Source organism: Parviterribacter multiflagellatus, assembly GCF_056863265.1.
This window is the reverse complement of sequence record NZ_JBXPIZ010000004.1, coordinates 46,285-59,427: the sequence shown is the minus strand read 5'-3', so window position 1 is coordinate 59,427 and position 13,143 is coordinate 46,285. Positions and strand designations below refer to the sequence as shown.

Genomic DNA, 13,143 nt, shown 5'->3' with positions numbered 1-13,143 from the left:
GACGCGACAGGCTGCGTCTCGAGGGCGCTCACGATGGTGGAACTCTAGCCCTTGCGCCGGGCGTAGTCCGTGATGTTGGTCTGGCGCGCCCGGGCGACGCCGAGCGCGCCCGGCGGGACGTCCTCGGTGATGACCGACCCGGCGGCGATCACGGCGTCGTCGCCGACGGTGACCGGGGCGACGAACGTGGTGTCCACGCCGGTCTTCACGTTCGCCCCGATCGTCGTCCGGTGCTTGTTGCGCCCGTCGTAGTTGGCGGTGACGTTGGAGGCCGCGATGTTCGACTTCGCGCCGACGTCCGCGTCGCCCAGGTAGGAGAGGTGCGGGACCTTCGCGCCGGGGCCGACGTCGGAGTTCTTCATCTCCACGAACGTGCCCGCCTTGGCGCCCGCGCGCAGGACGGTGTGGCCGCGCAGGTGGACGTACGGCCCGATGCTCACGCCGTCCTCGACCGTGCTGTCGACGAGGTACGCGTGGAACGCCTTGACGCCGTCGCCGATCGTGACGTCGCGCGTGGTGACCTGCGGGCCGATGACGCAGTCCGCGCCGATCCTGGTCTCGCCCTTGAGCACCGTGCCCGGCTCGATCGTCGTGTCGCGCCCGACGGTGACGGTGACGTCGACGAACGTGGAGGACGGCTGCACGACCGTGACGCCGGCGCGACCGAGCGTCTCGAGGATGCGCTGCTGCGCGAGCTCGCGGACGCGGCCGAGCTCCACCCGGTCGTTGACGCCGAGGGTCAGCGAGGCGTCGTCGACGACGTGCGCGACGACGCGGCGGCCGGCGCTGATGAGGACCGGGAGCGTGTCGGGCAGGTAGTACTCGCCCTGCTCGTTGTCGTTGCCGATCCTGGCGAGCGCGTCGACCAGCGCGGCGCCCTCGAAGGCGTAGATGCCGGCGTTGACCTCCTTGATCGCCAGCTCCTGCGGCGTCGCGTCGCCGCCGGCCTTGGCCTCGACGACGCGCAGCACGTCGCCGTCCACCGAGCGCACGACGCGCCCGTAGGCGCCCGGGTCGTCGAGCACCATCGTGACCATCGTCGCCGCGGCGTACGCGCTGCGGTGCGTCTCGGCGAGGTCGCGGAGCGTGTCCGCGGTGACGAGCGGGACGTCGCCGTTGATGACGATGACGGTGTCGTCCGGCTGCAGGTGCGGCGCGGCGACGCGGACCGCGTCGCCGGTGCCGAGCGCCTGCTCCTGCACCGCCAGCTCGACGCCCTCGGGCAGATGCCCCTCCAGCGCGCGATCGGGCCCGCCGATCACGATCACGGCATCGGCCCCGGCCGCCCTGGCGGCCTCCACGGGCCAGCGGACGAGGGGCCAGCCGCACAGGTCGTGCAGCACCTTCGGGGTCGCGGACTTCATGCGGGTCCCCTGGCCGGCGGCCATGACGACGGCGACGAGGCGAGGCATGCGGGAGATCGTAGGAGCCCACCCCACGCCATACTCTTCCGCGCACCCTCTGGGGGGTGGTCTAGCGGTAAGATGCCGGCCTTTGGAGCCGTTGCGACCCCGGTTCAAATCCGGGCCCCCCAGCTCCCTTCCATCCGAGCCGGATACGAACATGTGTTCGTATGGCACCGCGTTACACGGAAGAGCAGGCACGCGAGGCGGTCGCGGCGTCGAAGAGCTACGCCGAGACGCTGCGGCGGCTGGGGATGTGCGACCGCGGAGGGGCGTACAAGGTCCTCCGGAAGTGGACGGAGATCTGGGGCATCTCGACCGACCACTTCGATCCGCCGTACGCCAAGATCGCCGCGGCCGCGAGGCGACAGGCGACACCGCTCGAGCAGCTGCTCGTCGAGGGCAGCACGATCGGCTCGTCGCATCTCAAGGACAAGCTCTACCGAGCGGGGCTCAAGGCACGCCGGTGTGAGCTCTGCGGGCAGGGCGAGGAGTGGCGCGGCGGGCGGATGTCGCTGATCCTCGACCACGTCAACGGCGTGCGGAACGACAACCGCCTGGAGAACCTCCGGATCGTCTGCCCCAACTGCAACGCGACGCTGTCGACGCACTGCGGACGCAACGCGGCCCTGCTTGGCGAGCGGGCCTGCGAGCGGTGCGAGAAGTCGTTCAGGCCGCGGTCCAGATCGCAGCGGTACTGCTCGCAGGAGTGCGGCTCGCGGTGGGACCGGACTGGGCGAGCGCGACCGGGCGCGCGCCGCGTGGAGCGGCCGCCCTACGGCCAGCTGATCGAGGAGGTCGAGCTCCTCGGGTGGTCGGGCACCGGGCGCAAGTACGGCGTCTCCGACAACGCGGTCCGCAAGTGGGTGCGGTGGTACGAGCGGGAGATGGGGATCGCCGCGTGAAGGTGGCACCGGCACCGTCGGACGCTCGTCCGCGCATCCTCCGATCGGTTGATGCGCGCGCCGATGCAGGTCTCGGACCCGCACCGGACGCGGGTCGTCGATCGCTCTCCGGACCAAGGAAGGTCTCTCCCCATGAAGCAGTTCGCCTGCGGCGCCGTCGTCCCTGGCTGCGTCGCCACGTTCCAGGCCTCCGACGAGGCCGGGATCCTGCGGCAGGTCGTGGTGCACGCCCACGAGGACCATGGGCTGACCGACATCAGCGACGAGCTGGCCGCGCAGGTGCGCGCGCACATCGTCGCTGCGTAGCTACTCGGAGGCGATCACGGCGAGCGCGTCCACGATGCGCTCGATCCGCACCAGCCCGGCGTAGCGGCCCGCCTCGTCGCAGCACATGAGCGGGTCGAAGCGCCGGGCCGCCGGGCGCGCCATCGCGCGCCGGCTCACCGCCGCGAGCGGCATCTCGCGCGTCACCAGCATCAGCGAGCGCACCGGCGGCTCGCGGCGCGCGAAGTCCTCACGGCGGACGAGCCCGCTCGGCCTCCCTTGCGCGTCCACCAGCGCGATGTGCTCCGGGCCCGGGCGGCGATCGAACAGCACCGACAGCGCCCGGTCGCTCACCGGCTCGGGCAGCGTCGGGACCGCCTCGATCAGCGCCGCGACCTGCAGCTCGCGCGCGGCCGGCCGGTACTTCGTGCGGATGTGCCCGGCGATCTCGTTCTCGAGCTCGCCCATCCCCGGTCCCGGCCGGCCGAACGCGTACCCCTGCCCCAACGGGATGCGCATGCGGATCAGCGCGTCGAGCTCCTCCAGGCGCTCGATGCCCTCCGCGACCACCCACGCGTCGATCCGCGACGCCAGCTCGCTCAGCGTCTCGACGACGGCGGCCCGCGCGGGCTCGTTGTCGAGGTTGTGGACGAGCGAGCGGTCGATCTTCACGAAGTGCGGGTGGAGCGCCGTGATGCGGCGCAGCGAGCCGTAGCCCGAGCCCGCGTCGTCGACCGCGACGAGCGCCCCGCGCGCCCGCAGCTCGGCCAGCGCGGCGCCGAGCGGGTCGAGGTCGGTGTCGGTCTGCTCGGTGATCTCGATGATCACGCTGTCGAGCCGGTCGGAGCCCGCAAACGCCTCCTGCACCTCATCCGACAGCGCCGCGCGCGGCGAGAGGTTCACCGAGAGGAACCGGTCGGCCGACACGTGCGGCCGCGCCTCGAGCACCTCGCGGACCATCTGCGCCTCCAGGGCGCCGCCCAGCCCGTGGTCGTCCGCCGCCGCGAAGACGTCCGCCGGCGGCACGCCGGGCCAGTCCGTGAACCGCGCCAGCGCCTCATATCCGCAGACCTCGCCCCGCTGGAGGTCGACGATCGGCTGGAAATGCGGCCGCACGCGTCCCGGCTTCTCGAGCACGTCGGTCAGCACCTGCACCTGCCACCCATCGTGAGACGGCTCAGCCCACACGCGTACCTCAACGCTGCACTTTGCACGAAGTTGGGCGCAAAGCCTCCCACGTCCCGCTGCAACGCGCCATGCAAGGCGGGACACCGCCGCCTCGCGTCAGGCCGGCGGGCGGAGGAGCTCTGCGACCTCGGGCGGCGTCAGCGGGTCGGCGAGGAACGCGGCGACGTCCTCCGGACCGGCGAGGTCCCGCTCGGAGCGGAGCATCGCCAGGCTGAGCCCGGCGGCCGTCGCGGCGCGCAGGGCGAGGTCGAGCACCCGGCCGCCGCCCCACGCCTCGGGCGGGAGCGCGAAGACCTCCGGGTGCGGCTCGCGCAGGCCGACGAGGTAGAACCCGCCGTGCGCCGTCGGGCCGTAGGTGACGTCGGTGCCGCTGCGCAGGTCCTCCAGCGCCTCCCGGCCGACGGTCGGCGAGATCTGCGGCGTGGCGATGCCGACCAGCAGCACCGGCCCGCCGCCGTGCTCGGCGTGGACGCGGTCGACCGCCGCGGCGCAGCGGGTGCCCGGGTCGCCACCGGCGTCGTCGTCGACGTACGCCGTCCCGACGCTCTCCGCCCACGCCAGCGCCCGCCGGACGAGCACGTCGTGCAGCCGCGCGACGCCCTGCGCGCCGAGCACCGGCTCGAGCGCAGCCGACGGTGGGCCGGCGAGCACGACGACCGCGGCGGGGCGCGCGTCAGTCAAAGCGGAGGATCGTTCCGACCGGCCCCAGCTCGGCGGCCGCGAGCACCGGGACCGCGCCGGCGAGCGTCGTCGCGAACGTCGACGTGGACGCGCCGATCAGCCGCATCAGCTCGTCGACCGGCGTCGCCTCGGCCTTGACGCCGTTGGCGTAGTCGGTCGCGTAGCCGAGCAGCCCGTACGGGATCTCCGCCTCGCCGAACAGGGCGGTCTCCGGCCCCGCGGTCTGGGAGACGGCGGTGACGCCGGCCTGCGCGAGCGTGCGGATCTCGGCCTTGGTGTTGAACCGCGGGCCGTCGACGTGGCCGTAGCACCCGCCGTCGCGCGCGTCGTGCCCGGCCTCGCGGGCGCCGGTGAGCAGCGCGGCGCGCACCACCCTGCCGAACGGGCCCTCGAAGACCCAATGCCCGCGGCCGGCCTCGCCCGGCGTGTCGTACAGCGTGCAGATCTCGCCGTTGGGCAGCCGGTTCGCGAGGAAGTGCAGGTCGTCGAAGACGATGAGCGACCCGAGCGGCACGTCCGGGTCGACCGCGCCGCAGACGGTCACGCCGATCGCCGCGCGGACGCCGAGCTCGCGCATCGCGGAGACGTTCGCCTGGTGGCGGACGTGGTTGGAGAGGCGGCGGTGGCCGGGCTCGTGCCGCGAGACGTGCGCGACGTCGGCGCCGGCGAACGTCCCGACCGTGGCGGTGACCGTCCCGAAGCGCGTCTCGACCTCGCGTGGCTCGCCCTGGAAGCCGGGGAGCGCGTACGTCCCCGAGCCGGTGATGACGCCGATCATGCGCGGCGGATGGTACGCCGTCCGCCCCGCGCCCCGCCTCGGCCGACGGCCGCCGCTACGGCGCGGCGGGGGCCGGAGGCGTGGGCGCGGAGTCCGGGGCGGGCGGCTGGTCGGCCGGTGCCGGAGTGGGCTCGGGCGCAGGCTCCGGAGCCGGCGCGACGGGCGCGGGAGCGGGCTCCGGCGCCGGGGCGGGCTCGGGGGCGGGCGCAGGCTCGGGTGCGGGCGCGGCCTCCGGCTGCGGGGCGGGCTCGGGGGCCGGCGCAGGCTCGGGCTCGGAGGCCGGCGCAGGCTCCGGCTCGGGGGCCGGCGCGGGCTCGGGCTCGGCCGGCGGCTGCTCAACCGGCGGCTCGGGCTGCGGCTGCGGCTCCTCGACCGGCGGCTCAGGCTGCGGCTGCGGCTCGACCGGGGGCTGCGGCTCGGGCTGGGGCTCCACCGGCGGCTCGGGCTCCGGCTGCGGCTGCGGCTCGGGATCGACCGGCTTCACGGGCGGGTCGTAGACCAGCGGGTCCGTCCCCGCGGCGATCTCCACCGCGTTCGGGACGCCGTCGCCGTCCGCGTCGTCGTCGCCGTCGCCGACGCCGTCCGCGTTGGAGTCCGCGGACGCCGGATCGGACAGCGGCATCTTCTGCTCGTACTTGTTCGGGAGCCCGTCGCCGTCGCTGTCGTCGTCGCCGTCGAACCGCCCGTCGCCGTTCGTGTCGCCCAGCTGCGGGTTCGAGCGGACGCGGAACTCGGTCTCGTTGCTGAGCCCGTCGTTGTCCGAGTCCTTGCGCGCGTCGACCTTCGAGCGCGGGTTGAGGCCGTTCTGCGTCTCCCACGCGTCGGGCAGCCCATCCGCGTCGGTGTCCGCGCGGCGCGGGCTCGTGCCGATACGGCGCTCGGTGTCGTCGTTGAGGCCGTCGCCGTCGGCGTCGCCGGTGGGCGTGAAGCCGGGGTTGCGGGCGGGCGAGCGCGGCACCTCGACGTCGCCGTCCACCGCGTCGCCGCGCGGCACGCCGCCGGGCGTGCTGCCTGCGGGGCCCTGCGGACCGCCGCCGACGCCACCGGACGTGGCTCCCGCGAGGAAGCCGTCGCCGCTCGCCGTGGGGATCGCGACGAGCGCGCCGTCCACCGCGGCGATGAAGCCGAAGCCGCTGCCGAGCCCGCTGCCGGTGATGCGCTGCTGCCCACCGCCGGCGACGGCGCGCGGCTGGTCGGGCGCGAGCTGCACCTCGGCGGGGCGCGTGTCGTGAGACCAGCGGTGCCACTCCCCGTTGGAGAGGACCTCGCGGTTCAGCGCGGCGAGCGAGCCGCCGATCAGGGCCAGCGCGGACGCGAGTCCGGCCGCCGACCACGCGAGCGAGCGCGCACGGTTCCCGGTCCCGCCCGGGGCTCCGCCTGGCTGTCGTGCTCCTGCCTGCACATCCCACTCATCGACCGTCTGGGGCCGCGGATCAACCCCCCTGATCGGGCGGTGGTCGCTCCAAGAGCCGGTTCATCCGATGGCGCCTGGACATACACCTGTCCAGCGCGAAGCAAGTTGGCGCGTAAACGCTCTAGAGAAGCGTCACTTCTGCCGATCACGCGCGCGCCAAGCGGCGTCCGCGGCGGCAGGTCCCGCGGGGGCGGCGATGCCGAGGACCCGCATCGCCTTCAGCCCGAGGCTGAGCTTCTCGCGTCCGTCGGTCGAACCGACGTCCAGCCCGGACAGCTCCCGCACCCGCTCCAGGCGGTAGCGGATCGTGTGGCGGTGCGTGAAGAGCTTGGCCGCCGTCCCGGCCACGTTGCCGTCCGCCTCGAGGAACGCCTCGACGGTCTGCACGAGGTCGGTGGCGTACTGCTCGTCGTAGACGACGAGCGGCTCGACGGTCTCGGCGTAGAAGCGCTGCAGCTCGGCCGGGTCCTCGCTCATCGCGGGCAGCAGGAGCCGGTAGGCGCCGGTCTCCTCGAACGCCAGCACCGGCCGCTCCTCGTCGCCCTCGGCCACGTTGGCGGCCAGCAGCGCCTCGTTGCCCGCGCGATCGAGGTGGAGCGGGTCGAGCGCGACGCGCGAGCGGCCGACCGCGAACGTGTGGCCGGGCAGCCCCGCCTCCAGCTCCTTCACGACGGCCTCCGCGGTGCGCGCGGCCTCCGCCTCATCCCCGCCGGGGATCAGCAGCACGACCTCGGCGCCGACCGACTCGGCGCGCTCGCGCAGCGCGGCCACCGTCCCGGCGATCGCCGCGCGGGCGCCGCGCTCGGCCGTCATCAGCACGCGCGAGCGCCAGCCGTCGTCGGTCGCGACATGCGCCTTGGCGCGGGCGACGACGATCGACGCGCCGCCCTCCAGCTCGATCGCCAGCTCCTCCGCCCGCGCGAGCAGGTCGGCACGCTCGGTGAAGCCGCGCGACAGCAGCTGGTGCAGGAACGAGGCGACGGCCTCGCGGGACGCGCGCTCGGGTGCGCGGACGCGCTCCACCTCGGACGCGACGAGCGTCGTGACGAGCCGGACGAGCATCGGGGACGCCCCCGCGCTCTGCCGCATCCGCAGCGTGCCGACCGCGTGGTCGGCGACGCGCAGCTCCAGGACCTCGACGTCGTCGGCGTCGTTCATGAGCGACCGCTCGTCCGCGGGCGACTTGGCCGCAACGGCCAGGATCTGCCCGGAGCGGTCCACGAGCACGAGGCTCGTGTCGAGCGCGCGAGCGGCGGCGCGCACGACCTCGGGCAGGCCGGCCCCCGCCTCGACGGCGGCGGAGATGGCCTCCAGCGAGGTGAGGTCGAGGCCAGCCTCCGTCCCTGGGGGAGGCGACGACATGCCCTGATTCTAGGAGACGCCCCCTGACGCGCCCGCGTCAGCCGGCCCAGCGGTCGTACGACCAGACGACCGCGGCGCCGCCCAGGAGGCCGACGCCGACCATCCCGGCGAGCACGTACAGGGAGAGGAACGCCGCGCCCAGGCGCTCGTACCAGCGGCTGTAGGAGGTCCACGCGGGGATGAGGATCCACGCCGCGTAGGCCGCGAGGCCGAAGACGCCGCAGCAGGCCCCGACGAGGTAGGTGATCGCCTCGTTGCTCATGGTTCAGCCCTCATTGTGACGCGAACGCCACAGGCCCTGCGCACGCAGCCAGTCCTTGGCCACCTCGCGCTGCTCGGGCGTCCGCAGGTACTTGTACACGAGGTACCCGACGACGGCCACCGAGACCGTCGTGCCGACGGCGAGCGTGCCGGTCGACGCGATCTGCGCCGCGCGGTCGATGTTGCGCCACGAGAAGTACCCGAGCAGCACGAACGTCGACGACCACAGGCCGCAGCCGACGATGTCGTACGGCAGGAACTTCGCGAACGGCATCCGCGACGCGCCGGCGACGAACGGCGCCAGCGCGCGCACGAGCCCGATGAAGCGGCCGATGAGGATCGTCAGGCCGCCGCGGCGCGCGAAGTAGCGCTCGACCGCCTCCAGCCGCTCCTCAGTGATCTTCACGCGCGGGCCGTGCTTGAGCATGAACCCGCGGCCGAGCTTGCGCCCGAGCCAGAACGACGCGGTGTCGCCCAGGACGCAGCACGTCCACACGAGCAGCAGCAGCGGGACGACGTCGATCACGCCCTGCCCGGCGATGACGCCGCCCGCGATGACCGCGGTCTCCCCCGGCGCGACGAGGCCGACGAACGCGCCGGTCTCCAGGAAGGCGAGCGCGCCGACGAGCAGGTACGTCCAGTTGCCGAGCGCCTCGCCGATGTCGAGCAGCAGCTCCTCGAAGTTCGGCAGGTCGAATACGCCGAAGCCGTAGAGCGCCAGCGCGACCATCACGAAGAAGCCGAGGACCTGCAGCGGCCACGGGAACAGGCGGCGCAGGCGCTGGACCACGAACAGCAGCAGGATGATCGCCGCGGCGGCGAGCGGGAGCGCGCGCATCGGGTCAGGCTCCGTGCAGCGGGCCGGTGAGGATGGGGGCGGGGGTGCGGCCGCTCGCCTGGAGCTCCACTGCGGCGGCGGCCGCCGCGGCCGGACTGGCGAACAGGCCGACGACGGTCGGGCCCGAGCCGGAGACCATCGCGTGGTCGGCGCCCGCGGCGCGGACGGCGTCGAGCGCCTCGCCGATCGCCGGCTGCAGCGCGCGGGCGGCGGCCTCCAGGTCGTTGAGGAGCGGCACGCCGCCGGTGACGTGCGCGAGCGTCCCCGCGGCGCCCGGCGTCGCGGCCTCGACCTCGGCGAGCACGGCGCTCAACGCCCCAGCGTCGCGGGCGAGGGCGAGCGCGTCCGCCTGCCGGAACACGTCGCCGGTGGACAGCTCGTGGGCGGACGGAAGCACCAGGACACCGTAATCGGCGACCGGTCCTGCCAGGTCGCGGAGCCGCTCGCCGGCGCCGGTGCCGAGCGCGCGGCGGGGCCGCAGCTGGGCCGGCACGTCGGCGCCCAGCGCGAACGCGATCTCGTGGAGCTGCTCGTCGCTCGCCGCGCCATCCGCGGCCCGCTGGGCGAGCCGCAGCGCCGCCGCCGCGTCAGCCGAGCCGCCCGCCATCCCCGCCGCGACCGGGATGCGCTTCTCGATCGTGAGCCGCACCGCGGGCCCGTCCCAGCCGGTCGCCGCGCGGTAGAGCCGCAGCGCGTCGCCCGCGAGGTTCGGCCCCGTGACGCCCTCGCACGCGATCTCGTCCACGCCGCTGCGCGAGGCGCTCAGCGTCACGGTGTCGTGGAGCCGCAGCGGCTCGAAGACGGTGACCAGCTCGTGGCGGCCGTCGCTCTCGCGGGACGGCCCGAGGGCGAGGGTGAGGTTGATCTTCGCGGGCGCGCGCTCGGTCAGGGGCTGCTGCATCGGCGCGGAAGCCTGCCCGGCCCGCGCCTCAGCCGCCATCCGGGATGCCCCGTAGGGCGTCGGCGAGCTGACGGAACTGCTCGGGCGTCAGGCGCTCCGCGCGGACGTCCTGCGGGAGGCCGAGCGTGTCGAGCGCGGCGCGGACGGCGTCGCGGTCGAAGCCGCGGCCCGAGATCTGCAGCGCCTTGGCGAGCGCCTTGCGCCGGTGGCCGAACGCCCCCTGGACGAGGCCGCGCAGGAACCGGTCGGGCGGCGCGACGCCGGGGCGCCGGGTCAGGCCCACGAGCACGCTGTCGACGTTCGGCACCGGGTGGAAGACCGAGCGCGAGACGCCGCGGATCACGCGCACCTCGCACGCGAGCTGGGCAAGCACGGACGGGACGCCGTACGCGGCCGACGCGGGCGGGGCGGCGAACCGCTCCCCCACCTCCTTCTGCACCATCGCCACCCAGCGGGTGACGTGCGGGAGCTCCTCGACCGTCTTGAGGATCGCCGTCGCGGCGATGCCGTACGGGAGGTTGGCCACGACCTTCGTCGGCGCGGGGTCGAGCGCGGGCAGGTCGAGCTGGAGGGCGTCGCCGAAGTGGAGCGTCGCCTTCGCCGGGCCGAACGGGTCGAGCGCGTCCTTCAGGGCCGGCTCGAGACTGCGGTCCAGCTCGCTCACGTGCACGTGGGCGCAGCGCGCCGCCAGGTGCTCGGACAACACGCCGACGCCGCCGCCGATCTCCAGGCAGACGTCGTCAGGGCCCAGCTCGGCCGCGCGCTCGATCACCCCGAGGATGTTCGAGTCGATGAGGAAGTTCTGGCCGAGGTCGCGCTTGGGCTTGATGCCGAACGCCTTCATCCGCCGCAGCGTCGGCTGCGCGGGGAGGCCCTCAGCTCCAGCCGAAGAGGGCTGCGGCATTGCGCTCCACCTGCGCTTCGAGGTCCTCGTACGACACGCCGCGGCGCTCGGCGACGAACCGCGCGGTGTGCGCGACGAACGCGGGCTGGTTGCGCTCCTTCCGCACGACCTGGGGCGTGAGGTACGGGGCGTCGGTCTCCACCAGCAGGCGCTCGGCCGGGACCTTCTCGGCGGCGTCCGCGAGGTCCTGCGCGTTCTTGTACGTGACGTTGCCGGCGAACGAGAACCACCAGCCGCGCTCGACGCACTCGTCCAGCCGGGACGCCATCGAGAAGCAGTGGAGGATCACCTGCAGGCCGTCCGCGCGGCGGGTGAGCGTGTCGATCGTCGCGTCGTCCGCCGCGCGCGTGTGGATGACGAGCGGCTTGGCGGTCTCGCGGGCCAGGTCGATCTGCGCCTCGAACGCGCGCTGCTGGTCCTGCGCGGGCGCGTAGTCGCGGTAGAAGTCGAGGCCCGTCTCGCCGATCGCCACGCAGCGCGGGTGGGCGGCGAGCTGGGCGACGTCGGCGAGGTCCGCGTCGTCGAAGCCCGTCGCGTCGTTGGGGTGGTGCCCGATCGCGGCGTACACCTGCGGGAACTTCTCCGCGGCCTCGATCGCGGCGCGTCGCGAGCCCGCGTCGGTGCCGACGGTGACGATCTTCGTGACGCCGACGTCGACCGCGGCCGCGACGAGCTCGGCGTCGTCGGGCTTGCAGGAGGCCAGGTGGGTGTGGGAGTCGATCACGCGGCTTCGGCGCGCTCGATCCGCGGGAACAGCGGCTCGAGATCGCGGACCGCCGCGACGCGCGGACCGGCGCCGAACTCGCACAGGGCGCGGTCGTCGTCCGCGATGCCGAGCGTGTCGAGCAGCGCGCCCATCTTGTCCGGCAGCCACGCCCACAGCAGGACGGTGACCGTGCGCAGGCCCTCGATCAGCGACGCGAGCGCGCGGTCCAGCTCCGCGGCGTTCGCCTCGTCCTTGGCGAGCTGCCACGGCTGGGTGTCCTGCACGTACTGGTTGAGCCGGCGCACGCGCTGCCAGATGAGCTCCAGCGCCTCCGCCACGGCGAACTCGCCGACCTTCGCGCCGACGTCCGCGCACAGGCCGCGGAACTCGCTCTCCAGCCGCTCGTCGAGGTCGACCGCCGGCACGTCGCCGCCGCGGTACTTCTGCACCATCTTGACCGTGCGGCTCGCGAGGTTGCCGAGGTCGTTCGCCAGCTCCGCGCTGTAGCGCTCGTGGACGCCGTCCATCGAGACCGGGCCGTCCTCGCCGAACGAGACCGCGCGCATCAGGTAGAAGCGCAGCGCGTCGACGCCGTACTGGTCGATCACCGCGAACGGGTCGAGCACGTTGCCCAGCGACTTGGACATCTTGCGGCCGTCCGCGCCGAGCAGGAAGCCGTGGATGAAGACGCGGCTCGGCAGCTCCAGGCCCGCGGCGAGCAGCATCGCCGGCCAGTAGATCGTGTGGAACTTGAGGATGTCCTTGCCGATCAGGTGCTTCGTCGGCGCGCCCCAGAACGTGTCGGTGAGGTCCTCGCCGGGCTTCGCGAAGCTGAGCGCCGTGTAGTAGTTGAGGAGCGCGTCGAACCAGACGTAGAAGACGTGGCTCGGGTCCCACGGGACCGGGACGCCCCAGCTGAGCTTGCCGCGGCTGAGGCTGACGTCCTGCAGACCCTGCGCGACGAACGCGCGCGCCTCGCGGCGGCGGGCGGCGGGCTGGACGAAGTCCGGGTCGTCGAGGAGCTTCTCGAGCTGCTCCTGGAAGGTGGAGAGCCGGAAGAACCAGTTCTCCTCCTGCTCGCGGATGAGCGGGATCTCGTGGATGAGGCACGTGTGGTCCGGCCCCTGCTCGCTGTCGGACTTGAAGTCCGCGCAGCGGGGGCAGTACCAGCCCTCGTACAGGCCCTTGTACACGTGCCCGTTGTCGTGCACGCGCTGCAGGACCTCCTGCACCTTCTCGACGTGGCGCGGGTCGGAGGTGCGGATGAAGAAGTCGTTCGACGCGTGCAGCTGAGGCAGCAGCGCCTTGAACCGCTCGGCGTTCTGGTCGGCCAGCTCACGCGGGCTGAGCCCCTGCGCCTCGGCCGCCAGCGCGACCGGCTCGCCGTGCTCGTCGGTCCCGGTGAGGAAGAAGACCTCCTCGCCGCGCTGCCGGTGGTGGCGCGCGACGACGTCCGCCGCGATCGTCGTGTACGCATGCCCGAGATGGGGCGCGGCGTTGACGTAGAAGATCGGCGTCGTGACGTAGAAGGCCATCGT

Annotated in this window: 14 protein-coding genes and 1 tRNA gene; 3 read left to right on the top strand and 12 right to left on the bottom strand. The window is 73.8% G+C overall.

Features of this window, described 5'->3' with window-relative positions; all coding sequences use genetic code 11:
- Window positions 1-44 precede the first annotated feature (44 nt).
- Window positions 45-1,412 (bottom strand): bifunctional UDP-N-acetylglucosamine diphosphorylase/glucosamine-1-phosphate N-acetyltransferase GlmU, encoded by a 1,368-nt coding sequence (glmU, locus tag AC1UE5_RS09645; RefSeq protein WP_482922584.1) that lies wholly within the window; start codon window positions 1,410-1,412, stop codon window positions 45-47.
- A gap of 50 nt (window positions 1,413-1,462) precedes the next feature.
- Between glmU and AC1UE5_RS09640 the strand changes: the two genes are divergently transcribed.
- From AC1UE5_RS09640 to AC1UE5_RS09630, 3 genes are all read left to right on the top strand, one after another.
- Window positions 1,463-1,535 (top strand) — tRNA-Gln (locus tag AC1UE5_RS09640).
- Between the two features lie 38 nt (window positions 1,536-1,573).
- Window positions 1,574-2,308 (top strand): HNH endonuclease signature motif containing protein, encoded by a 735-nt coding sequence (locus tag AC1UE5_RS09635; RefSeq protein WP_482922582.1) that lies wholly within the window; start codon window positions 1,574-1,576, stop codon window positions 2,306-2,308.
- Window positions 2,309-2,440: 132 nt separating this feature from the next.
- The gene (locus AC1UE5_RS09630; protein WP_482922580.1) at window positions 2,441-2,614 is read left to right on the top strand and encodes a DUF1059 domain-containing protein; all 174 of its coding nucleotides are present in this window, start codon (window positions 2,441-2,443) and stop codon (window positions 2,612-2,614) included.
- On the opposite strand, the gene AC1UE5_RS09625 is transcribed toward AC1UE5_RS09630, so the two are convergent.
- The 11 genes from AC1UE5_RS09625 to metG all read right to left on the bottom strand — a co-directional run bounded on the left by AC1UE5_RS09625 (window position 2,615) and on the right by metG (window position 13,140).
- On the bottom strand, window positions 2,615-3,727 hold the full coding sequence (locus tag AC1UE5_RS09625; protein ID WP_482922578.1) for an EAL domain-containing protein: 1,113 nt from the start codon (window positions 3,725-3,727) through the stop codon (window positions 2,615-2,617). It abuts the gene before it with no gap.
- A gap of 129 nt (window positions 3,728-3,856) precedes the next feature.
- A complete protein-coding gene (locus AC1UE5_RS09620) occupies window positions 3,857-4,441 on the bottom strand; it encodes a TIGR04282 family arsenosugar biosynthesis glycosyltransferase (RefSeq protein WP_482922576.1) in 585 nt (194 codons plus the stop codon).
- A complete protein-coding gene (locus tag AC1UE5_RS09615; protein WP_482922574.1) occupies window positions 4,434-5,219 on the bottom strand; it encodes an MTAP family purine nucleoside phosphorylase in 786 nt (261 codons plus the stop codon). The genes AC1UE5_RS09620 and AC1UE5_RS09615 overlap by 8 nt, the downstream gene beginning before the upstream one ends.
- Window positions 5,220-5,274: 55 nt before the next feature.
- Window positions 5,275-6,621 (bottom strand): hypothetical protein, encoded by a 1,347-nt coding sequence (locus AC1UE5_RS09610; protein ID WP_482922572.1) that lies wholly within the window; start codon window positions 6,619-6,621, stop codon window positions 5,275-5,277.
- 144 nt (window positions 6,622-6,765) lie between these two features.
- The gene (locus tag AC1UE5_RS09605; protein WP_482922570.1) at window positions 6,766-7,995 is read right to left on the bottom strand and encodes a PucR family transcriptional regulator; all 1,230 of its coding nucleotides are present in this window, start codon (window positions 7,993-7,995) and stop codon (window positions 6,766-6,768) included.
- Window positions 7,996-8,032: 37 nt separating this feature from the next.
- On the bottom strand, window positions 8,033-8,257 hold the full coding sequence (locus AC1UE5_RS09600; protein WP_482922568.1) for a hypothetical protein: 225 nt from the start codon (window positions 8,255-8,257) through the stop codon (window positions 8,033-8,035).
- Window positions 8,258-8,260: 3 nt separating this feature from the next.
- The gene (locus tag AC1UE5_RS09595) at window positions 8,261-9,094 is read right to left on the bottom strand and encodes a DedA family protein (protein WP_482922566.1); all 834 of its coding nucleotides are present in this window, start codon (window positions 9,092-9,094) and stop codon (window positions 8,261-8,263) included.
- A 4-nt stretch (window positions 9,095-9,098) separates the two neighbouring features.
- Window positions 9,099-9,995 (bottom strand): 4-(cytidine 5'-diphospho)-2-C-methyl-D-erythritol kinase, encoded by an 897-nt coding sequence (locus tag AC1UE5_RS09590; protein WP_482922564.1) that lies wholly within the window; start codon window positions 9,993-9,995, stop codon window positions 9,099-9,101.
- Between the two features lie 28 nt (window positions 9,996-10,023).
- Window positions 10,024-10,899 carry a 16S rRNA (adenine(1518)-N(6)/adenine(1519)-N(6))-dimethyltransferase RsmA gene (rsmA, locus tag AC1UE5_RS09585; RefSeq protein WP_482922562.1) on the bottom strand — a complete coding sequence of 292 codons (876 nt, stop codon included), beginning with the start codon at window positions 10,897-10,899 and terminating at the stop codon, window positions 10,024-10,026.
- The gene (locus AC1UE5_RS09580) at window positions 10,871-11,623 is read right to left on the bottom strand and encodes a TatD family hydrolase (protein WP_482922560.1); all 753 of its coding nucleotides are present in this window, start codon (window positions 11,621-11,623) and stop codon (window positions 10,871-10,873) included. The genes rsmA and AC1UE5_RS09580 overlap by 29 nt, the downstream gene beginning before the upstream one ends.
- Window positions 11,620-13,140 carry a methionine--tRNA ligase gene (metG, locus tag AC1UE5_RS09575; RefSeq protein ID WP_482922558.1) on the bottom strand — a complete coding sequence of 507 codons (1,521 nt, stop codon included), beginning with the start codon at window positions 13,138-13,140 and terminating at the stop codon, window positions 11,620-11,622. Before metG ends, AC1UE5_RS09580 begins: the two co-directional genes overlap by 4 nt.
- Window positions 13,141-13,143: the final 3 nt, after the last annotated feature.